The sequence below is a fragment of the Providencia sp. PROV116 genome (assembly GCF_028482485.1).
In the GTDB taxonomy this organism is placed as follows: domain Bacteria; phylum Pseudomonadota; class Gammaproteobacteria; order Enterobacterales; family Enterobacteriaceae; genus Providencia; species Providencia rettgeri.
Map to the genome: position 1 here is coordinate 17,679 of NZ_JAMPQO010000010.1, position 23,864 is coordinate 41,542.

A 23,864-nucleotide genomic window follows, 5' to 3' on the forward strand; every position below is an offset into this window, starting at 1 on the left:
TTTGAAATTGCTGTGTGTGTTATTTTTATCCTAACGAGTGGCAATATTAATAAAAATTTGAGCGCCAATCAGCAAACAATCGTCATCAACAAAATAAGGGTTAGCGTGTAAATAATTATTAATCCCTTTTGCTTGATTACCACTTCCTAAAAAGTACATGGCACCGAGTTTATCTTTAGTGGCATTGATCATATAACTGAAGTCTTCACTACCCGTCATTGGCTTACCATTCGCATCAATCTGTTCAGTAGGTAAGAATGCAGCAGCAGCATCATAAATCACTTTTGCGGCTTGCGGGTGATTGACGACAGCGGGATAACCGCTTGCTTCTAATGTGGTTTTAAACCCGCCGGCTTCACTACGAGCGACAATTTCATGAAAGCTGGCTTTTAAAATTTTGTCGGTTTCTTCATCCATTGAACGGATGGTACCGCGTGCCTGAACATGATCAGCCAACGCATTTGGAATAGTTCCACCGTTAATCATTCCACAACCAAATACGGCAGGGCTGAAAGGATCGGTTTTTTTGGCAACAATGTAGTCCATATAATCAATGATACGTGTTGCTTCTCGGATAGCATCTAACCCTTTATGAGGGGTTGAGCCGTGGGCTGAAACGCCATGAACATCTAGCGTCCACGCTGAGCCATAAGAGGACATAACCCCGGAATTGAATTTAATATAACCCGTTTCAAAAGCGGCATCATTATGTAAGCCGTATACTTCATCAACACCTTCCATACAGCCCATTTCTACCATTTTGTTAGCGCCCGGTACTCGCATGTCTTCTTCGGCCATTTGGAAGATAAAACGGACGTTATGAGTGAGTTCAGAACGGTTTTCGCTAAGGTATTTTGCTGCCGTTAAGGCGATGGTCATGTGGGTATCATGGCCACAGTTATGAGCGCAACCTTCATGGACAGAGCTGTGCTCATTGCATGTTAAATCAGGCATTTCAAGGCCGTCAATATCGGTACGATAGGCAATCAAGCGCTTTGCTGGGTCGATAATCAATTCAGCGGTAAAACCGGTGTAACCTTCAAATAAACGGATGTTATAGCCAAAGCTTTCCATCAATTCACGGCAATATTGTGAGGTTTTGAATTCTTGCCCAGATAATTCAGGGATCTTATGTAAATCCTGACGTGTTTTTTTGCTAAACGTTTCTAAAGCAAAGAGCTTTTCACTGATATTGTATTTATTGGTCATTACGTTTTATCCCGTATACAAAAAGCGTTTTTAATGCTGTTAAGGAGCCCCTGGTGTGAGCATGAATAAGAAACAGCGTACTCATTTAATTTATGTATATTTTAAGCGCTAGATTCAGAAATAAATCACTTCTGATAGATGTTATTTTATCTAACAATTCATAGAGTGAATTTTAACGTGGATATTAAAAAAGTGAGCGTGATGGAGATCGTATTTATATCATATCAGTATTGCATGGCTCATGAATAATAAGGATGGTAATTTAATAAAATAATCATCAGGAAATGCAAAAATAATTAAATTCCTTTAATATCAGTATTTTAAATTTGTATTTTCTGGTTTTTATATTAAAGATTTTTATATTTAAGAGAGGCGGTTATTGAGTTTACGCTAAATTTTATTATTTGAAATAGGACGTAGATAGCATGGTTTTACAAATTATTTTACATGAGATGACGAATATAAAGTATATTGAATTAATGAGAGGGGAAACTATAAAGATAGGATTAAAGCTGGAAAGATTATATGCCCCTTATTGCGATTAACGCATTAATAAGGGACATGTTTCTATAATTAGTTCTTAAAAGAGCCAATAAATGAGAGATATTCCTCTTTGCTCATCAATGGGGTGTAATCAGCTAACATTTCGTCAGCTTGGGATGCATCATCAAATAATAGGTCAATAATTGCCATTGCCATCATTTGCGCAGGGCGGATGTAGGCCATATCATCATCAAAAACAACGTAATCTTTACCGTGCAAGCCACCGCGAATTGCGCCAATCCACGGGTGACTCACTGGCATGATATGTGATAAGTCACCTGTATCTGTGCTTCCAGTCATATGGCCAGCAACCCAAACATTTTCTTCGCCAATCAAGTCGTGGGCATTGTGCTGCAATAAGTCGTTTAACGTATCGTTGTTATATAGCGGCAGGTAACCCGGTAAATCTTTGACTTCTACTTCTGCACCGACTGACATTGCGCCAGCAACCAATGCGCGAGTAATACGCTCATTCGCATCAATCATTGCGGGAACATTTGACGCTCGGACATAACTTTCCATACGGACATCACTTGGGGTGACATTCACTAAATCACCGCCTTGTGTGATGATAGGATGGAAACGAATATAATCTTTTTCTTGGAAGGTTTCGCGAATTGCATTCACCCCCATGATCCCCATCATTGCCGCATTGAGTGCATTAACGCCCAGATGAGGGGCCGCCGCCGCATGGGATGCTTTGCCTTTGTAGTTAATCAGCTTGCCAATAAACCCATTGGTGGTGGTCGACATTTCAATAAAACCAGTCTCACGTTCAGGTTTGACACTGGTTAAATGAATTTGCATTGCCATATCGATATCATCAAACTCACCAAGAGATATCAGCTCAGGTTTACCGCCGATATAACTGATTTTTCCTTGCTCAATCAGTTTATTACGATAAGCTAGTTCAACATATTCCTCTGCGGGAACGGCGAAAGGAACGACGTCTCCCGCGAGGTATTGCATAGCACCTGACTTAACCAGACCAATAGTGACTGCCATCATGTTAGCTATTTGTGCATTGTGCCCGCAGCAATGGGCAGCGCCCGTTAAATCATCAGCTTCTGGGTGCTCCGCACAAATAATTGCATCGAGCTCACCAATCACAGCAATACTATGTTTACTCCCTTTTCCACCCTTAAGGCGAGCCTTAACCCCCGTCAATGCGAGTTGGTTACGGTAATTAACGCCTAAGGCAGAAAATGCAGCTTCCACTTTTTTTGCTGTTTTAACTTCCTTATAGCCGAGCTCAGGTTCTGCCCAAATATCTTCAGCCAATTTTTTGATATCCCCTTTATGGGATGCAATTGTCTCGCAGACGATGGCTTTCAATTGGTCTTTGGTCATTGTCATGGTAAATATTTCCTATTGTTAGATAACGCCGCTCCATGAAAGTGTCACTTGACCAATAAGTGCAGCGAATAAGAATGTTCCCGTAAAGACCGCCAGTGAAACTGGGATGATCCGCCATGAAATGGCTTTAAATTTGTCGATATCTTTACCGAGTGAAAGACCAGCAAAGGCAAGTACTGTCGTACTGATGACGGCAAGTGAGATTTTACCTGTCATTGCGATCATTTCTTTATCGTAAGGGAATAACGGTGAACACAAACCTGCAGCAATCAAAGATACCCAGAAAATCACAGGTAACTTACCTAATGGTGGGATTTGTGCAATTAAGTATGCCACAAATGACATACCTCCTAATAATGCCATGGCGATAAGTGAGTCACTAAAGACTGCGCCAAAGCTACCACGGCCATAAATTGAACCGCCGAGTGCATCACCCAGTGAAGTGAAGATGATGACTAACACGATGATTATTGCAATTTCTGCCATCTTTTTCATGATCTTATATCCTTATTCTGTATCTGCTGATGCGGTTGCACGTTTTCTTTTCAATTTGTTATACAAGAAAGAGGCAAACGGTAAGGAGAAGAAGATGTAGATGTACAGACCTAATACCGAAGACATCAAGTTTGCAGAGGATGAGAATGCTTGAATATCTGCGGCGTGTTCAGGATAAAGTTCCAATAATGGGGCAACAGATGCTGCTAGCATCGAACCACTACCCACACCAGCACCCATGGCTAAAGCAAGTGGGCTCATAATATCGAGTCCTGCGATAACACTGGCGATAACACCCATCCAAACCGCACCGTATAACGTCCCGCAAATATACATTGCCATAACGCCGCGGCCTTCTGGTGAACTTAAACCATATTTGGCTTCGATAATGGCAATATTGGGTTCACGACCGATAGAGTAGGTGGCACCAACAGCCTCACGGCCCATGCCTAACATGATAGCAAGTGGTAAACCGAGCAAAATAGTACCGATAAAGTGACCGACTTCTTGCAAGATTAATGCGCCACCGGCTTGAATTATTTTTTCCCAAGATGCACCAACGGAGGTGCTTAATTTTGCAATTAAGATAACTAACGCAACACTCATTATCGAGCTCGCGTGTGCCATATTTTTTTCGCTAAGGATTTTGAATTTTGGAAAACTGATAATACCACCCATCAACATGGAATAAAGCATTGGAAAAACCATGACTAAACTGATTTTAATTTGCCCTATAGCTTCCGAAAGAAGAATGATAAGTAAGCTAACCAAAAGCAACTTACTATCTTTTAATATACCCATAGTGTTACCTTTCATTGGAAATGTTTTTAAGAGTTTTTCGTATATATTTATAATAAAAATGCATCATTTTCGTATTCATACTATCCATGAAACTATTTTCCTGACAATATTCCGAAAGTCTCTTAGACATGCCGAAAAGGCATGGTTAAAATCAATAAATTAATATTTATTAATAAAGATGTAGTTATTGAAATGTTTTTGCATTTTCATATTAAAAATATTTTTATTTTTCAGATTGATACAAATTATTATTAATTATTTAACATGCTGTTTCATAAGTAATTTTGATTTTTTGGTGTGTTAATGCGAGAAATTATCAAATACCCAGTAAATGTGAGGTTGTTCAGGTTTTATTTATTTTTTTATGGCAAGGTTTTATTTTTACTAAATTTATATAATGATAAAAATTGAATTTTAATTGGAGGTTGTTATGGTTTCTTTGGGCTTTTATTTTTATTTTGGTCTGAATTTAATTTGATTATTAGAGTAATAAACTGATTTGTTTTTGCTGATTTTATTCAAAAAAATTTGATAAATTACAATAATATTGTATTTGGCAGTGATATTTGACATGGATCTCAATTCTGAATATTTCTTAATTTGAAAGCAATAAATGAGTCGAAATTTTATTTTAGTCTATTTGCTGAAATTCATGTTATCCGTAACATGTTTACCTGTTATTTGTTTATTGAATATCGAAAAATATAAAGGCACGAATTGCGCGAACAAAAAAGTGTTTGTTGTTAATTTACACTAAGTCGTCTTTTTATCGCAGCGGCATTGTGAACGGCAAACCAAAAGAAAGGTGTTTATGACTATTACGTTAAAAGATATCACCAAAGATAATTGGGTGGATATCATCTGTCTTGAAATAACTAAAGAACAGGAAGACTTTGTGGCTCTTAACTCAGAGTCAATCGCAGCCTCAAAATTTTTTGATTACTATATTAATCGTGGTATCTATGTTGATAATGAGCCCGTTGGTTTTGTTCAATATTATTCAAACCATGAAAATGGTCGGCCCGAAGAGGTTTTTATTGGCCAATTGATGATTGATATTAAACACCAAAGAAAAGGCTTTGGTTCTCTGGCTATTCCACTTGTTCTCGATGAAATAAAAAGCTTAGGTAAATATCAATCAGTATCAATTTGTTATATCGAAGGCAATGACATGATGAAACCATTTTTTGAACAGTTTGGTTTTTCCGTTGTTGACCAAGATGAATTTGATGAAACCATTATGCGGCTAGTTTTTTAGTGCTGAAATGACGAATATCCGCTCCAACTTATAGTTAGCAGCGGATATTTGTAGAGCGATAAACCTACAATATTTATCTAAAATTGCGCATTTAATCCTAAGCGTAGTGTGCGCCCGGGGGCTGGCATCATACTGCGCGTCAGTGGGTCGATATAATAACGGTCAGTTAAGTTGGTCACTAAGAATTCGACATTAATATTTTTGTCAATTTGGTAACTTGCGTAGGCATCTGCAGTAAAGGTAGGCGTCCAGTGCATTGGGCTATTATTCGCCATCGAATAACTCCCCGGGAACTGCTGCATCAGTTTGCGTTCATCTTTATTTTGTACGCTACTGGTATAACGTAAGCGTGTTCCCACTTCGAGGGCCTCATCCATAAAGCGCATGCCTAGGTTGGAATTTATGGCATATTTAGGCTGTAATTGTGTACGTAAAAAACCGCCAGGGAAACCTGCAGTTGTACATTGGGAGATATTATAGCGATTAGCCGGGTCAAGATTGGCTGGAGCCGAATCATCACAGACTTCATTTTTGAGGCGGTAATCGACACCAATATCCATAAATACACCACCATTATCATAGCGTGCCAAAGCTTCAATTCCTGCTGTTTTATGTTCTTTTACTTGAACAAAATTAAGACGTCCATCACGGTCAAAAGCATTTTCAATGACAGTATGGTAATAGCCTATTTTCACGTCAGCGTGGCGTTCAGCGCCGAGTAAACCTTGTAAATTACGTGAATAACCAAATTCAAAGGTTTTTGCACGTTCGGGTTTAAATAACATTTTCTCTTTACGGGCTTCACTTTCCCCTGCAAACCCAATGCTGTTTTCAAAAATACTCGGTAAGCGAACCGTCTCTATATAGCGTGCATAAACCCGGTCGTTATCAGATAACCAAATATTGGCACCAAAAGCGGGAGCCCAGCCATGGCTTTTTTGTTTGCCTGAGAATTTCCATTTTTCTTCTTCAGTGAGTTCGCGCTTGATATCATCGGCTGGGTGTGAATAACTTGAACCATAGACATAAACTTCCTTGCCAGTAACAGGGTCAACAGCACGAGCTTGAGAGTCAAAAGTACCGTTATGGAAAGGGTTTGTTTTGGTGGTATAGCGCCCATCGCTATCTGATTTCCATTCGGCGCGGAAATTAACGTCTAAAACACCATTTTCTTCTGGGCGCTGAGCGTTGTTTCTTTTAGTAATAAAAACGGTATAGTCGGTATCTTCCAACCCTAATGTTTTAAGTAATATTTGGCTGTTTTTATAACCACCATTAAACGCTTGGTAGCCATTGGCAACAGCCTCGTTATACTCTTCTTTGGTTAAAATTCGGTTGTAATTTATTTGTTTAGCAAGGCGCTCGTCAGGGTTTTGGAAGCCCTTGGTGCGATTGCGCATTTGTTCTTTTAAATAATCATCTTCTGTCCAGCCATCAATATATTTTGCGCCCGCATCCAGTTCTAACCAGCTCGTTGGGCGATAGTTAAAGTTAAAGGCAATACTGGTTTCTTGGCGATGACCTTTACGAGGAAGGGCAATAAAAGGGCTGGCGGTTTGAGATGGCGGTACGTCGTTAGAGTCCAATTTTTCTTTGAGCATTGAACCGCGGATCGTTAAATCAAGATCGGGCGTGAGTGCCATGGTATTGCGCAAATTAAAGCCAATACGGTCATTCTCAGAGTTAGTTGCTGCGGTATTAATTAATGAACCATCAATGTTAGGGGCTTTTCCACCACCATAACCATACTCGAAGCCCCAATCGCGTTCTTTGGGTTCTCGTGGGTAGCCACCTGAGGTATTGGTATCCCCTACGGAATGGGTCATCCACACATTTGCGTTTAGGTCAATCCATTGATTATCTTCAGGTTTCCATTTATATTCGGCATTATAAGCATTGACCGTAAAGTGAGCTAATGGCCATTGGGGTAATACTTGTTTTCCTTCAAGCTCAGCAAATCCTAAACGTGATGGCATGATTTCACCATAGGTGCTTTCACTTCGGCGAAAACCAAGATGTAATGTTTGGTTTTCAGTGAGATATAAATTAGTTTTAACTAAATAGGATTCCAACTCATTGGAGGTATTCGTAACTTCTTTTCCGGGGCGAAATACATTGGCAGCAAAAGGTAAGTAAGGGTCTGGACCAAGCTGTTGCTGTACTGTTTGTTGTTCATTTAATTGAACCGATTCTTTATAACGGTGAGCGCCATTTTTCCCCGCAAAATAATTACCTTGCCGGCGATAAGCATAGGCGGCCATTAAATCAAACTTTTCCTGTCGAGTCCCAACCGCTATTCTTCCGCCATTATCTTTAAAATTAAAGAATTGAGCGCTTCCTCGGGATTTCGGTGTGATGTTGACGACTGGATCAGAGAAAACATAGTTATTATTTTTATAAATCTCAGGGTGATCTCGGTAATCTTCGCCATAACCAAAGTGGGGAACACGCTCACGAGTAGAATTGCTGCTGGTTTCTAGTTTTAAGCTGACACCAAACTTTTCGCCCGGAGCAACAACGTCATCTATTCCTATGGTTCTGATGGCTATTCCACCGCCAACAGAGGTTTTTATATCACCAGCAAGAGAACCACTTTTTTCAATCTCAATGCTACTAATGAGGTTTGGGTCCACATAGTTACGGTTGTTTGCCCCATTGTAACCCCGATAAACGGTTAACGACTGTTCTGTGCCGTCAACCGTGACAGGAACACGTTCTTGCCCTTGAATGCCTCGAATATTCGGGTCTAACGCGCCACTGTTTCTTGCATCACCACTATAGACACCAACTGCACTATTAAGCACATCCGCGGTACTGGTACCTTTATAGCGCTCAACAAGGTCTTTTCCTAAATAAATTTTAGAACCTTTAGCATCATATTGATCATCGTAACCTTGTTGATCCCGTTCTTTGATAGTTTTTGCTGAATCTTGAACAGTAATGGTGCCGATGTGTTCTTCTTTTTCCCCTAAAGCGGTTGTTGGAATAAAAAGAGCAGTAATAATTGCAGTAGTAATAGGTGTTAATTTGTATTTATACATTGTGTTTTTCTCTATGCCATAACGCTTAAAAACGGGTTTCTAATCCAATAGAAATTTCGTGCTGGTGGTAGGAGTAAATTCCATCTGCAGAACTGCGGTTATCACGAAAGCGGTAACTGGTATAAGGCGTAAATGTGAGCAATGAATAATTTGGAAAACTAAGACGCGCAAAATACATCGCTTCTCTATCATGGCGTTTAACATTCAACATTTGGTTGAAGGCCTTGAATTGGCTTTCTCGGTAAGTTGCAAGTGCCAGTAAATGAATATTGGGTGTTAGCACGTGATAAAAGCCGCCTCGGATACCCAATTGGTCATAATCATCGCTACGAACTTCTGTGGTGAGACGAGTCGCATCAGCCCCCAAAAAGAGGGAGGTATCTGGGGTAATACCATAGACACCGGTTAGATGTAGGCTACTTCGATTACCATTGGCACTGTCATACGGTTTTTGATAATGAAGTTGTTGGTAGTCAGCGGAGGTACTTAGGAGCACACGAGGTGAAAATTGGTAGTCAGCTTCAATTTTTCCCCCTATGCCTAAATAACGGCGCTTTTCATTGACCGTTTTTAACTCAACTAATGGGCCGAATGCGATAGTGGTGTTCGCATCATTAAAACGATATAAAGTTGCTAAAGAAGACGTGTTTTCACTGAATTCAGCATAGTGCGGATAGCGGTCACCATAAGATGTCCCCTTGATTTGCAGGGAATGATTGCCCGAGATAGGAATAATTTTACTCAGACTTGCATCATAGGTGAGTCCCGGTGATGATTTGGGGTTAGCCATTTTCCAGGTTCCCCCTGGCGTTTCCCAAACTTTATTTTTATCTGGAACTTGGTTGATATTACTGTTGTATTTATAGCCAAAGGAGAGACTGCCAGTCCAAGCGGTGCGGTTTTCGATAGCACTAATAAATTGCTGGATGGTTTGCTTCACATTCGTAGGTAATGCGAGTGTTTCATCGTTGATTAAATTTTGGAATAAAGCCAAAGACTCTTTATTTTGGTTATCTTCAAAATAAGCCCGGGCCAGTTCTAATTTTATGCGAAGAAACTTTGGCGACCGTGCCAATATTTGTTGGTAGTGGGCAATCGCTTCAGGGTAATGATTTTGCGATTTAGCAATTTCTGCTTTTGCAAATAAAATGAGCAATGGATCTGCATCAGCGAGTTGTTGGTAGCGGGGTAATAAGCGCTGTACGTCTTCAAATTGCCTGTGGTTAATTGCCAGATAAATGGCTTGCCCGAGGTCTTGGGCATTATTCTCAAGGGCATAATTTTCCCCATTTAAGTTAATTGATAGGTCATCTGGGAGAAGCAATTGGTCTTTATTGGGGACTACTGCACTTTTATCACGATAGTTTTGTTTGTCTTTTTGCCATAACAATTGTTCTCGGTCAGTGTCCAAGCTGGCTGGAAATGCAGAGAATACGGCTATAAGCATCATAATGGCAGGGGTTAATAACAGATATCGCATAGGATTAGCTTCGGTAATAAAAGGCAGTGGCCAACTGCCTGTCACGCTTTATGGTTGGCCACCAAGGTTGATTTACGGGTTACTGGGAAATATTCCCACGGCTTCCACCAAAGGCCATATCTTTGCTGTGATCTTCAAATTGAGTGACACCAGCAATATGCTTAGCTTGATCGCCAAAGAAGTGTCCATTTGTTGAGCCTGATTCACCATTAAGAGTGGCCGCCCCGGCGAAAGTGGCATTGTTTTTAATGGTGGCATCAATATTGGTTGCACCAATATTCCCTGCTAAGGATTTAGTACCAAAGTTGGCTGTCAGAGTCCCTGCGGTTAGTGCGCCTCCATTGTATTGGCTTATTCCTTTAACGGAGTATTCCGCTGTGCCAGCTGTAGGCATATTGGTGGTGACATCCTTGCCAGAATAGTAAGCGGTATGTGTGGTGTCACTAACTTGTCCTGTCGATGACCATTCACCAAAATAGACTTCTGCATCTGCAATTTTGGCAAAGTTAAAAACGCCCATTTTGTCATGCGAACCAGGTCCATTAGGCATGGAAATAACATGTGCTTCATTTCCTGCCTGTATTGGTGCCATTCGAGTTAAGCCTGAGAAAGAAATGGTTTTTCCACCATAAACAGATTGCACACCAATACCTGGGTCACCCGCAGCACCGCCATGACCACCACCGGTTCCTTCTGTTGCACCAACACGGACGGAAGGCTGATTAGCATCGAAAGGTTGGCTTTGGCCAGAACCGATTGCTGCAGAAGCACCAAAAGTTACTGTGCAGGTTGCGAGTGCTAGAGCGATAATATTTAACTTTTTCATCGAAATACTCCATTTTTATTAAAGATATTAACGATACTATTGATTAAGAAATTATTATTTCGCATATATATGACGAGTTGTATTAAATCAAATAATAATATAAATGCAAATGATAATTCTTCGCATTAACATTAAAATAATTATGGGTATCAATGAGATAGTGATATTGATCTTGCTGTTAGTGGTTGATATTACGATTTATTTTTGTAGTTAATTTGTTGGATTATCAATTTTAATGGTAATTATTTTTTGATAAAAAAGTTAAATTAGTCACATTTTAATGCGTTTGATTGAATGGATTACATTAAAAACATTAAAGTTTATGTTGTTTATTATTTCATCATCGTTCGTAGACAATGGTGGGGTAAATAAATCAAAAAAAACAAATGCAAACAATGCGCATTATCATTACTGTTGTGGTAATTTTGTCTTTACGGTACACAGCTAGGTTTATAATCACTCAAAATATAAAGGAATAAAGATATGGCTCCATGGTTAATTTTTGGCGCGGGTGGAAAAGGTGTTGGTCGTCAAATTGCTCAGTTGGCAATTGCAAAGAAACGCCCTGTCATCGTTGTTGTGCGTAATAAGCAGTCTGCAGAGGCATTGGAGGCGCTAGGTGCGCAAGTCTTCATTGGTGATGCTTGTGATAGTGAAGTGGTTAAGGCTGCTTGTCATGCAGCAGGAACAACTGCCACGGTTATTTCAACCATGGGAGGGAGCCAAGATTATTTAGCTCACCGTACGGTGATTGATTGTGCAGAACAAGCTGGGATATCTCGTATGGTGTTAGTCACATCATTAGGTTGTGGGGATTCATGGCCTTATTTGTCTGCCCGGTCACGCGCTGCATTTGGTCAGGCTGTGAGAGAAAAATCCCTTGCGGAGTCATGGCTACAAACTAGCTCATTAGATTATGTGATTGTTCGCCCTGGTGGGTTATTACATGGTGAGCCAACGGGAAAAGCAATTCTTCAACAAGAGGTTGAAGTTCATGGCTTAGTGATGCGTGCGGATGTTGCTGCGCATGTTTATCAGTTGGCTAAGCAAGGTGAATTGAAAAAACAAATTTATAGCGTAGTACAGCCGGGGTTGGTACCCGCTTAATAAAAACGAGGTTATTTGTGTAGCTTATCTGTTTTTTATTACAAATAGGGCTACCATTGGTCTCCACTGCGAAAGTCACAATATAGGGGTTGTGAAAAATCAATTAAATTGTTTTTTGACCACCCCATGACGCCACCTTCTTCATCGACAGAGTGGATATAATGGCTTTGATTGAGCTCATATAATGGCCCGTTCCATACCTGCCAGCCGACAGATTGATATACAGGGAAGCCCTGATCTGATGCAGAAAGCAGACCCAGTTGATAACAATCGGCAATAATTTGGTTGGTAGCCAGCATAAGCTGTTTGCCGATCCCTTGGCGACGGTAGTTTTCCCGTACCGCCATCGCTTCAACATAGCCAACCGTTATTGGCGTATTACCGATTGCCATATGACGTTGAATAATAGCAACGTGGCCAATAATTTGTTGTTGGTCATAAGCCAAGACGTGCATTCCCCCCAAAGCATGTTCAAAATCATCATGGGTAAAATCTTGCTCAAAGCTTTGAAATAGCATGGAATATAATGCCTCTCTATTCTCTGCTGAAAGTTGAGATGTGTGTTTGTTTTTATATTCTATAGTCATTTAGCACCATGGAATAATTGTAAAGAGGGCTGAAATAAAAAATCGTTAAGCTTGTAGGAGCAAAGTATATAGCATATCAAAATTGACTATGATGGTTTGAATGCGTTAGTGCTAAAAGCTATTTTGGTGTTTTTTAATAAAGCCATTGATATATTTTGTGGTATTACTCAAACGTTATTTTCATTTCCATATACACAACTTTGGACGGAGTGTTTTCCATTACCAGAGATTGCACATGAGTTATACACACAACCGTTTCCACTCGTAGATATTACCGTTATTGATGATAATGAACTCGTTAACCATCGAAAAATAGCAGTAATGGAATTAGCGATGAAACATAAATATCTTCGGGATGAATTCCAACAAGTACTCCCTCTCTTGGCGAAGGCACTCAATAAACATTATAATAGTGATAACGACATCATAACTATCCTAAATTATTTGTTTATTGCCTTGGATTCCCATAATTTTGAACAAGTTATTCAAGTTTTAGGTGAACAAACAGAAAAGCATAAGGAGACAATCATGAATATTGCGCAACGATTGCAAGATAAAGGACGGCAAGAAGGGCGGCAAGAAGGGTTGCAAGAGGGATTTAAAAAAGGCAAAGAAGAGGCAAATATAACAACGGCACGGAATCTTTTGGAACAAGGAGTTAGTATCGAGATAATAATGAAAAGCACTGGGCTGAGCCGTGAAAAACTTATTTCTTTACAGTAACTCAGGTGTTATGACTCAGATTTAAAAGGGATATTATTTATCAATATCCCTTTATTTAATAATAGTTGAATAATATATAAATTATTTAAATGGCATCTACTAGGTTTGCTTATCCCATTGAACTAGTGCTAACGACAGTTGACTCAAAGCGGCATAAAAACCAAACTCATCATACCGTTGGCAATTTTGGCTAAATATTGGTAGCCATTGCAGTAAAAGTGACAAGGTTTTTAGGCGCAATTGCCTTACTTTTTCTTGGTCCAAATGGGCTTCATTTAATGAAAAATGTAAGTGACTTAATAGCTCCAAAAAAATTGAAATATGATCAGAAGGCTCTCTAAATGCCTCATTAGTTTCCATTCCAGCCTCGGCTAATAAGTACTTAATTTGTTCATTACCTTGCTCACAGTTTGGATAAACTGAGGCGTAAGGTAAAGCTGATTGCTTATCAGACATTAAAAATAAGCTACAGAAGTCGGCGGCTAATTCGAGTTGTGCATCATTTCGCATTATTAGCGCTTGGACTTTTGTTTTAACTGCTTGAATTGGCAAAGTTAGAACGGGTTCCTGCTCGACAGTCGTAAACCAATCCATCATCTCGCTAGATTGAAGTTGCACTAATGTTGCACTATCTAGTTCACGTGAGAACAATTGTGCTAGCCATGCATAAATACACGCTATTTGTTCTGGTGCTAAAGTGCTTTGTTTTGTCATTTATTCACCTGTGATGCAGGAACATATTCACACTGAGCAACCATTTCAATTGGCCCATCGAATGCATTCACGTTATCCACTTGTCCTGTATATTTTTCTATCTCTACTAAGGTTGTATGTGCACTGGTGGCTTGCGCTAATTGAGAGGTTCCAATATCAAGCGTCAATACGTTTGGGTTTCCGTATTTGCACAGCGCATTGATTTCTCCGCCCTTAGTCGGGTCATACCAAGCTCCCTCATGGATACGGGCAACGCCTTTTGTGTATAGGTCTGAAACCACAGCTCCCGCTAACACTTGCCCTCGGTCGTTGAAAACGCGAACGATATCACCATTTTGTATACCCCTAGCTTTCGCATCTTGAGGACTAATAAAGACAGGTTCTTTGCCACTAACGGAATAATATTGACGTAATACAGGGGACTCGCACAGTTGTGAGTGTAAGCGAAAATCGGGATGTGCAGATTGCAAATGTAATGGCCATTTTTTTGAACCTGGACCACCATGAGAGCGTTCTGCTTTTTCGAACCACATTGGGTGGCCTTGGCAATCATCATATTGCATGTCGGCAATAGTTTTTGAGTAAATTTCAATTAAACCACTCGGTGTTCCTAATGGTTCTAAGTCGGGATCTTCTCTAAATGCTTGATGACGAACAAACATTTGTGGATGTTCAAATTCCACATAGCCTTCTTTTTCCCAGAACACATCGAAAGAGGGTAGATGAATACCACGGCCTTTCCCCTGCTGGCTGCCTTCTTGCCAAATACGTTTTAGCCAGCCCATTTCGTCCAAACCTTCAGTAAAGGCTTCTTCACGACCAAAACGGCGGCATAGGTCGCGTAAAATATCCAAGTCATTGCGTGACTCAAATTGCGGTTCAACGAGTTGTTTCATTGCAATAATGCCACGATTTGAATGGTTACCGTATTGGTCAAGGTCATTACGTTCAAATTGCGTGGTCGCCGGTAATACGATATCGGCAAAGCGGCAAGTGGATGTCCATTGATTATCGATAGAAACAACCGTTTCAAGCTTGCGCCAACCTTCAATAATACGGTTAATTTGTTGGTGGCGGTGGAATGGATTGGTTCCGGCAAATACGCACATTTTTAGTGGCGGTAATTTAACCGCTTTACCGTTCCAGTTGATTGTTTTTCCGGGCTCTAAAATCGCATCAATAAAACGAGCAATAGGAATGGTGCTGCTGTAGCCTTTGTAGTCATTGTTATCATGAATGGGGGGCACTTTAGTTGAGCCAGAAAAACCACTTAAAATAATTCCCTGACGGCTAGGGGTTCCTGCTCCATTGTAGTGCCAACCGAAGCCAAATCCTCCACCCGGTAAGCCAATTTGACCTAACATCGCAGCTAAAACAACAATCATCCATGACCATTGTTCACCATGTTGCATGCGTTGAACGCACCAACCTGCAATGATTTGGGTGCGATCTGCTGCCATTTGGCGAGCTAAAGCTTGGATTGTATCGGCATCAATACCACAAATTTCAGCTGCCCATTGTGCATCTTTGGGTTGCCCATCCGTTTTTCCCATTAAGTAGGGAACAAATTGCTCGAAACCGACACAATATTCTTTTAAGAAGGTTTTATCATGTAAGTCTTCAATGTAAAGCGTGTGGGCGATGGCTAATTGTAATGGTACATCCGCTTGCGGGTTAATCGCGATATGTTGAACATTGGCACGCCCAAGGTAATCATGCGTTGAGGTGATTATAGGGTCAATACTGATGACTTTTATCTCACCGTTAGCGGCTTTTGCTTTCAATTGTTCATAATATTCATAAACGTCATGATCAGGGCACCACCAGTTAGCTTGTTGATTTTTAATCAGGTCAGAGCCCCACAACACAATGGTTTTACTATTTTTGAGGACTAACGGCCAAGAGGTTTGTTGTTCATAAACCTCCATCGACCCAACAACTCGAGGTAAAATTACTTGTGCAGCCCCTGTTGAGTAATCTCCGCCAGTACTGACACTATTGCCATGCAGCGCAATGGCGCGAGCTAACATACCTGAAGCGTTGTGAAGCATCCCTGTCGATTGCCAACCATTTGCAGTGAGTAATCCACTTGGTCCATAGGTTGTTTGAACACGTTCTAATTCTTGATAGAACAAATCAAGGGCTTCATCCCAAGAAACACGTACGAAGCGGTTATCACCTCGTTGTGAGGTATCACTTAAATGGCGTTTACGTAGCCAGTCAACACGTACCATTGGATAACGAATACGGGCAGTACCATGAACATGGTCAGGTAACCCTGCAATCATTTTGGATGGAAATTTATCGTGTTCAAAGGGCTTGGCTTCGATAAAGCGACCATCAACCACAGTAGCGCGGATTGCACCCCAGTGCGACCCAGTCAGAATGCCTTCTTGTACCACCGCAGTTTGTTCACCAGCCGTTGCAGCGCTAGCCTTACGTGGTGTTAAGAGGGAAGGGCCTAACATACCCGCAACAGTGAGTCCGCCAAGCTGGAACAAAAAGCGCCGACGAGAAGCTTGAAAAGTTGGATTATTTTTCATTCTGTACTCCGTTATCACCGTGTGAAGATCCTGCGGTATCAGATGCATTCATTTGTAAGTATTTCAGTAAGGTGCGCTCTTCTCGCTTATCTAAACTGGTAAAGCCAATCATACCGTTTAATGTGCCTATCCAACCGTTAGCATCAAAGTGGGCAATATCTGGCGCGCCATGGCATTGATTACAAGAGCCGTTATATAAAGAGTCTGCATAAGCCCATATCGGTTTGATATCATTGACCATATCGCCTTGCTGCATCCAGGCGGTCGCTTGCAATTTGCTCCATGAGGTATCTGTTGCAGCGACGACGGTACTCTCTAAATTTTTCACATTTTCTTGAACATCACCGCGTATAGAAGCAACGAAAATTCGTTTACCAGGGAATTCGGATAGGACTCGTTGGCGGCCATCAGTTTCTGTCCACCCAGTGATTTCAACTTGTAGCCAATCGCCATCACGTTTTAGGACTTTCACCTCTGAGGCAGGAAGTAACGAGCCAGCAGGGTCTTTATCCCCTTTATTTGCATAAATAGGTTTAATATCAAGTGAATACAGAATGTCGGAATCACTATTTGCCTTCGCGCGCAGCTCATCGAATTGTTTACGAAAACCGCTGCTCATATCAGGTAATTGGTGGGCAATTCCTTTGTGGCAGTCAATGCAGGATTGATTCTCTTTCGCAGCGATTTGCATCTGGCGAGCCGCTTCTGGATTTTGCTTGGCGTGATCCATCGAGTCGTAATCATGACAAGAGCGGCAAGTGGCCGAATTGTTCTCTTTCATGCGAGCCCATTCACGTTCTGCAAGTTCGGCGCGTTTGGCTTCAAATTTTTCAGGGGTATCTATCGAATGAGCAATAAATGTTTGATAAATATCATTGCTTGCTTCGAGTTTCCGTTTAATCATGCCTGGAAGGTCGGAGGGAATATGGCAGTCATGGCATTCTGCACGTACCCCAGAGGCATTTTGGAAATGCACGGATTGCTTATATTCTTCGTAAACGGGTTCCATGCTATGGCAACTGACACAAAACTCGGTGGTGCTAGTCACTTTCATCCCAACATGGGGTACAACGATTAACGCAACACCCACTGCAATCCCGACAACGATTAACGTAAGCATTGACCAACGAGCACTTGGTTTTCGCAACGCTCTCCAGAGTTTCCGCATAATAGCCCCTGTAATTATATGGTTTAATACAGGCGATCTTATTGAGTTAATATGAATAGCGGTACTAGTCAGGATGAACAGCTTACGGCAAGATATGGGTAAATATGAACAGATATGAACAGAAGAGAGTATATCAATGACATCACATCATATTGTGGTTGTTGAAGACGAACCCGTTACTCAGGCGCGTTTACAGGCTTACTTTGAGCAAGAAGGATATCGTGTTTCTGTTACGGGGAATGGTGCAGGTTTACGCGAAATTATGGATCAGCAAGTAGTTGACTTGATTCTGTTGGATATTAATTTACCGGATGAAAATGGGTTAATGTTAACAAGGGCGCTACGTGAGCGTTTTACAGTAGGAATTATTTTAGTCACAGGCCGTTGTGACCAAATTGACCGTATTGTGGGTTTAGAAATGGGAGCGGATGATTACGTTACTAAACCTTTGGAACTCAGGGAGCTCGTTGTTCGTGTCAAAAATTTACTTTGGCGAATTGATCTTGCTAAACCATCACAAACCCAGGTTGTTTCTCAAGATAATTGCTATCAGTTCGCTGGCTATTGCCTAAATGTTTCGATGCATACGCTCGAATTTAAGCATCAAGCAATCAAACTCACTCGTGCTGAATATGAAATGCTAGTGGCTTTTGTGACAAACCCACGGGAGATTCTAACCCGAGAACGTCTTTTACGTATGTTATCAGCCCGTCGGGTTGATAACCCTGATTTACGCACGGTAGATGTACTTATTCGCCGTTTACGCCACAAGATTAATGCTGATTTATTAGTGACTCAGCATGGTGAAGGTTATTTTTTAGCCGCCGATGTATACTGATATACGGGCCTAAATCCTCCTGGAGATAATGAATTACGTAAGTGTTCACTATCTGCATTTTGTTGAGTAAGCACTAAAATTGGCGGGCTTATATTGTTTGGAACTGGCTGCTTTTGTAATACTTTGATGGCTTGTTCAATGACTAGCTCACCTTGCCAAACCATTTGGTCGCTAGCTGCCATAATTATTCGGCCTCTTTTTAAGCCGCGATAGACTTGATGTGATAAGTAAAAAGAAACAATATTCAATGGTTTTGTTAAGTTACGGCCTTCACCCATTGCGGCTTCAGCGGCGATAGCTGTGCCAACGACGACATCAATATCTGGGTTACGCTCTAGCATTTCATGTAATAAATTGCGTTGAACTTCAATGTCGTTATCCCCTTGTGCAACATCCACAATTTGTACATGGCTACCCGCAATAGCCTCTCTGAATCCTTGTTCCATTTCAAGGCTACCGCCAGCATTTAATGGCCCAGGCATAAGTAACACTTTCAATGGCTTACCTTGGCTCCATTGCACTAAATAGCGTCCCGGCTGATAGCCCATTTGAAACCAAGGTACACCCACGCGGGTTTTAACTGTTTTATCGTGTGTCGCGTTGATGACTTCAATGACAGGCGTATTTCCTACCAGTTGACTCAGGTTTGGAAAGGCTGTGGTGCTACTGCCCAGTAAAATGGCATCTGCTCCCCACTGTTGGCATTGCGTAATTTGCTTTTGCTGAGTAGCTAGCTGGTTATATCCGCCAGCTTCTAATACATTTAGGTCAATACTATAGCTTTTGGCTGCTTTTTGCATACCATAATTAATTGATAACCAATAAGAATCTTTTAAGCTAGGATAAAGCGCACACAATTTCCATGTTTTTGTAGCGGTAATGGGATTATGTGGTTGGGAGGTAAAGTGTAGTGTATCACGCCACTGAATGAGTGAACTATTCTGCGCCATTGCTAGGCTCAGTAATGAGTAAAATGTGAACAGTAGTAAAATCAATACACGCATGATAGCCTCACAAACCAGAAACCTTTATCCTAAATGCTTTCTTGCAGTTAACTCAACCATTTTAATTTTTAGGCTAACTAAACCGTGAATTTATCACTAACTAGACGATTGTGGATGGGCTTTGCGCTGATGGCAGTATTGACCTTTATCAGCACCCTTGTGGGGTGGTACAACTTACGTTTTGTTAGCCAAGTTGAACAGGCCAATACCGAGGCTTTGATTCCAACCATGAATATGGCAAGGCAATTGAGTGAAGCAAGTGCTTGGGAGCTATTTTCTGCGCAGAATCTCACCAATGCAGATAGCGAAAGTATTTGGTTAGCGCAAGGACGGATGTTAACGGCACAAAGCCTTAAAATCACTAATTTGCTGAAAACATTACGGGAACAAGGCTTCAACACACAAGATATAGAACAACAAGAAAAAGAAATCGCTCAATCATTAAGCCAACAAGGTGAATTAGTTGGCCAGCGGTTAAAACTGCGCACTGAGCAACAACAGTTAAGGCAACATATCATCGCTGCGGCGGGTGATATCGCCCAAAAAGCGCATGGCCAAGCCAATAATGCAGCGACCTCCGCTGGTGCAACGCAGGTGAGTATTTATGACCTAATCGAGCGAAAACAAGGGGAACAAGCACAGCAAGCCCTTGATCAACTCATTGATATTGACCTTGAATATGCTAGCCAAATGAATGAGTTGCGATTAAGCGCTATGCGCGTACAGCAAATGGTACTTAATTTAGGTTCAAACCAACCCAATCGTAATATGGCAGAATTAGAAAATCAGCTGAATTCTGCAGTCAAAATCTTACAACGTCGGCAAAAATATATTGAAGACCCTGCCGTGAGAAGCCAGGTAGAAAATGCCTTAAATAGCGTTAAGCGTTATATCGAGTTAATTACGTTGTATCGCCAAGATAACGACATCACAACTCGTTTACAGATTTTATCGCAAAATAATATTGACCAATTTGCACGTTTTAGTAGTGAAGTAGCTCAATTAGTTGACATCATTGAACTTCGTAACCAAACCGCATTGGGGCAACTTAAACAAGCCAGTGAACGGGGGCAAAATTGGTTGCTAGCATTAAGTATTGTTTCATTACTCTCATTGATTTTGATCCTTTGGCGAGTGGTTTACCGCTTAGTGACAAAGCCGTTGGCACAGCAAACCCAAGCGCTTCAGCGCTTGCTTGAGGGCGATATTGACTCTGCATTTCCTGAAACCGCAGGCGTGAAAGAGCTTGATACGATTGGCCGTTTAATGGATGCATTTCGTGCGAGTGTTCATGCTTTAAATAATCAGCGTGAACAACTAGCGGACCAAGTCAAAGTGAGAACGGCAGAACTGCGGGTGATGGTTGTTGAGCATCGCAAAGCTCGCGCTGAAGCAGAAAAAGCCAATCAGGCAAAATCGGCATTTTTGGCGGCAATGAGCCATGAAATTCGCACGCCACTTTATGGAATTTTGGGGACAGCGCAATTGCTATTAGAAAATAAAGCGCTTAATCAATATCATGATGATTTATATGCAATTACGGATTCAGGTGAATCCTTATTGGCTATTTTAAATGACATTTTGGATTACTCTGCTATTGAAGCTGGGGGACAAAATGTTTCTATCAATGAGGAACCTTTCGAGCCCAAGCCATTATTGGAAAGTACCTTGTATTTAATGAATGCCAGTAATAAAAATCATGCTATTCAGTTGGTTGCTGATATTGCAGATGATTTACCTACAGCCTTACAAGGGGACCCACTCCGGATCCGGCAAATTATCACGAATTTACTCAGTAATGCACTACGTTTCACTCAGCAGGGGCGGATTACTTTGCGTAGTTGCCGTTATGGCAAATATTGGTTTATTGAAGTGGAAGACACCGGGTGTGGCATTGATAACTCGCGATTTACTGATATTTTTAAGCCATTTGTGCAAGTCGATAGCCAGCGGGGTGGAACAGGGCTTGGGCTGACAATTAGTGCAAGTTTAGCACAAGCGATGGGTGGTGAATTGACGGTTAGTAGCCAGTTAGGGAGTGGAAGCTGTTTTCGTTTAACACTGCCGTTATCTATTGCCTCGCATCCAGTTAGTAAATCGGCGGATCTATCATTAGACATGCGGGGCGTACATTTATTACTCATAGAAGACAACCTATTGACTCAGAAAATCAGTGGAGAAATGTTAACTCGAAGTGGGGCACAGGTAACCACTGTTGGTTCTGCGGCAGAAGCATTAGCTGCTTTACAAACTGGGCAACAATTTACGGCAGCGTTGGTGGATTTTGGTTTACCTGATATCGATGGGATCACCTTGGCTAAACAAATAGCGAAAGCCTATCCCGCATTGGTTTTGATTGGTTTTAGTGCTCATGTGATTGATGAAACATTGCGCCAACGGACGAGTCAAGTTTTTCGCGGTATTATTCAAAAACCAGTACCAAGAGATAGGTTAAACCAGTTGATCGTTAAATATATTTCAGGCGGTGAGTATACGTTGTCCGATTCTAGTGTTCAGGAAAAATTTGTAGATTTGCAACAGCTTATTAGTGATGCTGAATTAATGGGGCTTCCGAAAATTCGCGAATGGGTGAGTATTTTTAAACAGCATTCCTTGCCACTAATCGACCAAATTGATATTGCACGAGCAGAAAAGAACACAGAACAAATAAAGCGCCTTGCTCACCAGTTAAAAAGTAGTTGTGCCAGTTTGGGAATGCAACACGCAGCACAGAGCTGTGCATTATTAGAACAGCAGCCAATGGCGGATACTCAGCTGAAAAAGGATATACAGCAAGGCTTACAGGCTATTGAGCAATGGTTGAATAAAACACATTGATTCTTCAAATATCCAGTAAGGTTCATTTAGCTGCTTTTTATCTGTTGAAGACCATGTTCTAGGCTAAAACTTAACGCGCAACACGTATGCCACCGCTCACACCTTGTGGGCTCCACAGTATTTGCCATAATTGGATATCTCGTGCTCTAAATGCACCAGCACAAGCATTTAAATAATAAGAAAACATGCGTTTGAAACGAGGTGTATAATTATGCTCGAGTTCTGGCCAAGCGGCTTGAAAGCGGGAATACCATGCCATGAGTGTGTGGTCATAATCAGCACCAAAATTATGCCAATCCTCCATGACCAGTTTGCCTTCGCTGGCTTCGCCAATATTTTGCACCGAAGGTAGGCAGCCGTTTGGAAAAATATACTTATTAGTCCATGGGTCAACATTCACTTTATTTTGATTAGAACCAATGGTGTGAAGTAAAAACAAACCGTTAGCTTTTAGGTTGCGTTGAATAACATCAAAGTAAGTCGCATAATTTTTAGGGCCGACATGCTCAAACATACCTACAGAGACAATACGGTCAAATTGGTCGTTAAGATTCCGATAATCTTCTAATTTAATATCAACATCTAAGCCTGCACAGCGAGATTGAGCATATTTTTGTTGCTCAGCGGAAATAGTGACACCCGTAACAGAAACCCCAAAGTTTTTTGCTGCATAGGCAGCGAGTCCACCCCAGCCACAGCCGATATCAAGTAATCGCATACCAGGTTTTAATTGCAGTTTTTCGCAGATTAAATTTAATTTTTGTTCTTGCGCGAGAGGAAGGTTTTCAGGAACCGTTTCTAAACCTTTCCAGTAGCCACAAGAATATTGCATATAAGGGTCGAGCATTAGGGAAAACAAGTCATTTCCGAGGTCGTAATGTTCTTTTCCTACAATACGAGCACGTTTTAGGGTTTGTAAATTGCGAACACGTGCGACAGCAATTTTCAGTGTATCACTGAAATTGTGAGGTATTTTTTTATCGAGTTTATGGCGTAAGACATATTGGAAAAATATATCTAAACGCTCGCAATCCCACCAACCATCCATATAGCTTTCACCTAATCCTATTGAGCCGTGTTGTAGCACTCGTTTAAAGAAATGGGGGTTGTGTACCTGGATATCGAAAGGGCGGGAGCCATTAATTTTAATGCCAGCTTCACTCAATAATTCAGTAGCAATGCGTTGCCAAGAGTCGATAGTGGTTTTTTGGTTAACGACTTGTTCAGTACTCATCTGATCTCCAATTTTTATCAAAGTGGGATTCAGAGAACTTTATTTGTGACGTATTCGTGGTACAGCAAAACAGGAATATTGACCACCGCTGCACGACAG

At 41.1% G+C, this 23,864-nt stretch carries 17 protein-coding genes and 1 pseudogene; 5 read left to right on the forward strand and 13 right to left on the reverse strand.

The annotated features are described in order from the left end of the window. Positions 1-30: 30 nt before the first annotated feature. The 4 genes from PSE72_RS07215 to PSE72_RS07230 all read right to left on the reverse strand — a co-directional run bounded on the left by PSE72_RS07215 (position 31) and on the right by PSE72_RS07230 (position 4,404). Complete coding sequence (locus PSE72_RS07215; RefSeq protein WP_196723739.1) at positions 31-1,209, reverse strand: M20 metallopeptidase family protein; 1,179 nt, start codon at positions 1,207-1,209, stop codon at positions 31-33. 573 nt (positions 1,210-1,782) lie between these two features. After that, positions 1,783-3,108: an amidohydrolase gene (locus PSE72_RS07220; RefSeq protein WP_004913476.1), complete on the reverse strand. Its 1,326-nt coding sequence runs from the start codon at positions 3,106-3,108 to the stop codon at positions 1,783-1,785. 18 nt (positions 3,109-3,126) lie between these two features. Beyond that, the gene (locus PSE72_RS07225) at positions 3,127-3,603 is read right to left on the reverse strand and encodes a hypothetical protein (RefSeq protein WP_004262394.1); all 477 of its coding nucleotides are present in this window, start codon (positions 3,601-3,603) and stop codon (positions 3,127-3,129) included. 12 nt (positions 3,604-3,615) lie between these two features. Next, positions 3,616-4,404 (reverse strand): DUF3100 domain-containing protein, encoded by a 789-nt coding sequence (locus PSE72_RS07230; RefSeq protein WP_004913472.1) that lies wholly within the window; start codon positions 4,402-4,404, stop codon positions 3,616-3,618. 811 nt (positions 4,405-5,215) lie between these two features. Between PSE72_RS07230 and PSE72_RS07235 the strand changes: the two genes are divergently transcribed. Continuing rightward, positions 5,216-5,662 (forward strand): GNAT family N-acetyltransferase, encoded by a 447-nt coding sequence (locus tag PSE72_RS07235; RefSeq protein ID WP_004913470.1) that lies wholly within the window; start codon positions 5,216-5,218, stop codon positions 5,660-5,662. Positions 5,663-5,739: 77 nt separating this feature from the next. On the opposite strand, the gene PSE72_RS07240 is transcribed toward PSE72_RS07235, so the two are convergent. Genes PSE72_RS07240 through PSE72_RS07250 form a run of 3 tightly spaced genes read right to left on the reverse strand, consistent with a single transcriptional unit; the run spans position 5,740 to position 11,009 of the window. Then, the gene (locus tag PSE72_RS07240) at positions 5,740-8,703 is read right to left on the reverse strand and encodes a TonB-dependent receptor domain-containing protein (RefSeq protein ID WP_115166826.1); all 2,964 of its coding nucleotides are present in this window, start codon (positions 8,701-8,703) and stop codon (positions 5,740-5,742) included. Positions 8,704-8,728: 25 nt separating this feature from the next. Beyond that, complete coding sequence (locus PSE72_RS07245) at positions 8,729-10,228, reverse strand: porin family protein (protein ID WP_272690937.1); 1,500 nt, start codon at positions 10,226-10,228, stop codon at positions 8,729-8,731. 34 nt (positions 10,229-10,262) lie between these two features. Next, positions 10,263-11,009: a Slam-dependent surface lipoprotein gene (locus PSE72_RS07250; protein ID WP_004913462.1), complete on the reverse strand. Its 747-nt coding sequence runs from the start codon at positions 11,007-11,009 to the stop codon at positions 10,263-10,265. A 483-nt stretch (positions 11,010-11,492) separates the two neighbouring features. Here PSE72_RS07250 and PSE72_RS07255 point away from each other — a divergent pair, with 483 nt between their 5' ends. Further along, complete coding sequence (locus PSE72_RS07255; protein ID WP_115166828.1) at positions 11,493-12,116, forward strand: SDR family oxidoreductase; 624 nt, start codon at positions 11,493-11,495, stop codon at positions 12,114-12,116. A gap of 50 nt (positions 12,117-12,166) precedes the next feature. On the opposite strand, the gene PSE72_RS07260 is transcribed toward PSE72_RS07255, so the two are convergent. Then, positions 12,167-12,703 (reverse strand): GNAT family N-acetyltransferase, encoded by a 537-nt coding sequence (locus PSE72_RS07260; protein ID WP_115166829.1) that lies wholly within the window; start codon positions 12,701-12,703, stop codon positions 12,167-12,169. Between the two features lie 183 nt (positions 12,704-12,886). Here PSE72_RS07260 and PSE72_RS07265 point away from each other — a divergent pair. Next, positions 12,887-13,426: pseudogene (locus PSE72_RS07265) on the forward strand (Rpn family recombination-promoting nuclease/putative transposase); the annotation flags it as partial. Between the two features lie 99 nt (positions 13,427-13,525). Here PSE72_RS07265 and torD read toward each other — a convergent pair. The 3 genes from torD to torC are packed head-to-tail and all read right to left on the reverse strand — an operon-like array spanning position 13,526 to position 17,851. Then, a complete protein-coding gene (torD, locus tag PSE72_RS07270; protein ID WP_004913446.1) occupies positions 13,526-14,140 on the reverse strand; it encodes a molecular chaperone TorD in 615 nt (204 codons plus the stop codon). Continuing rightward, entirely contained in the window at positions 14,137-16,683 is a 2,547-nt protein-coding gene (gene torA / locus PSE72_RS07275) for a trimethylamine-N-oxide reductase TorA (protein ID WP_272690938.1), read from the reverse strand. The genes torD and torA overlap by 4 nt, the downstream gene beginning before the upstream one ends. Further along, entirely contained in the window at positions 16,673-17,851 is a 1,179-nt protein-coding gene (gene torC, locus PSE72_RS07280) for a pentaheme c-type cytochrome TorC (RefSeq protein ID WP_036958495.1), read from the reverse strand. The genes torA and torC overlap by 11 nt, the downstream gene beginning before the upstream one ends. Before the next feature lie 136 nt (positions 17,852-17,987). Between torC and torR the strand changes: the two genes are divergently transcribed. Continuing rightward, a complete protein-coding gene (gene torR, locus PSE72_RS07285; protein WP_198641409.1) occupies positions 17,988-18,689 on the forward strand; it encodes a two-component system response regulator TorR in 702 nt (233 codons plus the stop codon). On the opposite strand, the gene torT is transcribed toward torR, so the two are convergent. Beyond that, the gene (gene torT, locus PSE72_RS07290; protein WP_371021352.1) at positions 18,662-19,684 is read right to left on the reverse strand and encodes a TMAO reductase system periplasmic protein TorT; all 1,023 of its coding nucleotides are present in this window, start codon (positions 19,682-19,684) and stop codon (positions 18,662-18,664) included. The genes torR and torT overlap by 28 nt on opposite strands. 93 nt (positions 19,685-19,777) lie before the next feature. Between torT and torS the strand changes: the two genes are divergently transcribed. Continuing rightward, positions 19,778-22,531, forward strand: coding sequence for a TMAO reductase system sensor histidine kinase/response regulator TorS (torS, locus tag PSE72_RS07295; protein ID WP_217007912.1), 2,754 nt, complete (start codon positions 19,778-19,780; stop codon positions 22,529-22,531). Positions 22,532-22,601: 70 nt separating this feature from the next. Here the strand turns inward: torS and cfa are convergent, their stop codons facing one another. Continuing rightward, the gene (cfa, locus tag PSE72_RS07300) at positions 22,602-23,765 is read right to left on the reverse strand and encodes a cyclopropane fatty acyl phospholipid synthase (protein WP_115166830.1); all 1,164 of its coding nucleotides are present in this window, start codon (positions 23,763-23,765) and stop codon (positions 22,602-22,604) included. Between the last annotated feature and the right edge of the window lie 99 nt (positions 23,766-23,864).

What these genes read in the sequence shown, in the direction of transcription:
- PSE72_RS07215 (WP_196723739.1), bottom strand. Translation starts at nt 1,209, where the DNA reads ATGACCAATAAATACAATATCAGTGAAAAGCTCTTTGCTTTAGAAACG.
- PSE72_RS07220 (WP_004913476.1), bottom strand. Translation starts at nt 3,108, where the DNA reads ATGACAATGACCAAAGACCAATTGAAAGCCATCGTCTGCGAGACAATT.
- PSE72_RS07225 (WP_004262394.1), bottom strand. Translation starts at nt 3,603, where the DNA reads ATGAAAAAGATGGCAGAAATTGCAATAATCATCGTGTTAGTCATCATC.
- PSE72_RS07230 (WP_004913472.1), bottom strand. Translation starts at nt 4,404, where the DNA reads ATGGGTATATTAAAAGATAGTAAGTTGCTTTTGGTTAGCTTACTTATC.
- PSE72_RS07235 (WP_004913470.1), top strand. Translation starts at nt 5,216, where the DNA reads ATGACTATTACGTTAAAAGATATCACCAAAGATAATTGGGTGGATATC.
- PSE72_RS07240 (WP_115166826.1), bottom strand. Translation starts at nt 8,703, where the DNA reads ATGTATAAATACAAATTAACACCTATTACTACTGCAATTATTACTGCT.
- PSE72_RS07250 (WP_004913462.1), bottom strand. Translation starts at nt 11,009, where the DNA reads ATGAAAAAGTTAAATATTATCGCTCTAGCACTCGCAACCTGCACAGTA.
- PSE72_RS07255 (WP_115166828.1), top strand. Translation starts at nt 11,493, where the DNA reads ATGGCTCCATGGTTAATTTTTGGCGCGGGTGGAAAAGGTGTTGGTCGT.
- PSE72_RS07260 (WP_115166829.1), bottom strand. Translation starts at nt 12,703, where the DNA reads ATGACTATAGAATATAAAAACAAACACACATCTCAACTTTCAGCAGAG.
- torD (WP_004913446.1), bottom strand. Translation starts at nt 14,140, where the DNA reads ATGACAAAACAAAGCACTTTAGCACCAGAACAAATAGCGTGTATTTAT.
- torA (WP_272690938.1), bottom strand. Translation starts at nt 16,683, where the DNA reads ATGAAAAATAATCCAACTTTTCAAGCTTCTCGTCGGCGCTTTTTGTTC.
- torC (WP_036958495.1), bottom strand. Translation starts at nt 17,851, where the DNA reads ATGCGGAAACTCTGGAGAGCGTTGCGAAAACCAAGTGCTCGTTGGTCA.
- torR (WP_198641409.1), top strand. Translation starts at nt 17,988, where the DNA reads ATGACATCACATCATATTGTGGTTGTTGAAGACGAACCCGTTACTCAG.
- cfa (WP_115166830.1), bottom strand. Translation starts at nt 23,765, where the DNA reads ATGAGTACTGAACAAGTCGTTAACCAAAAAACCACTATCGACTCTTGG.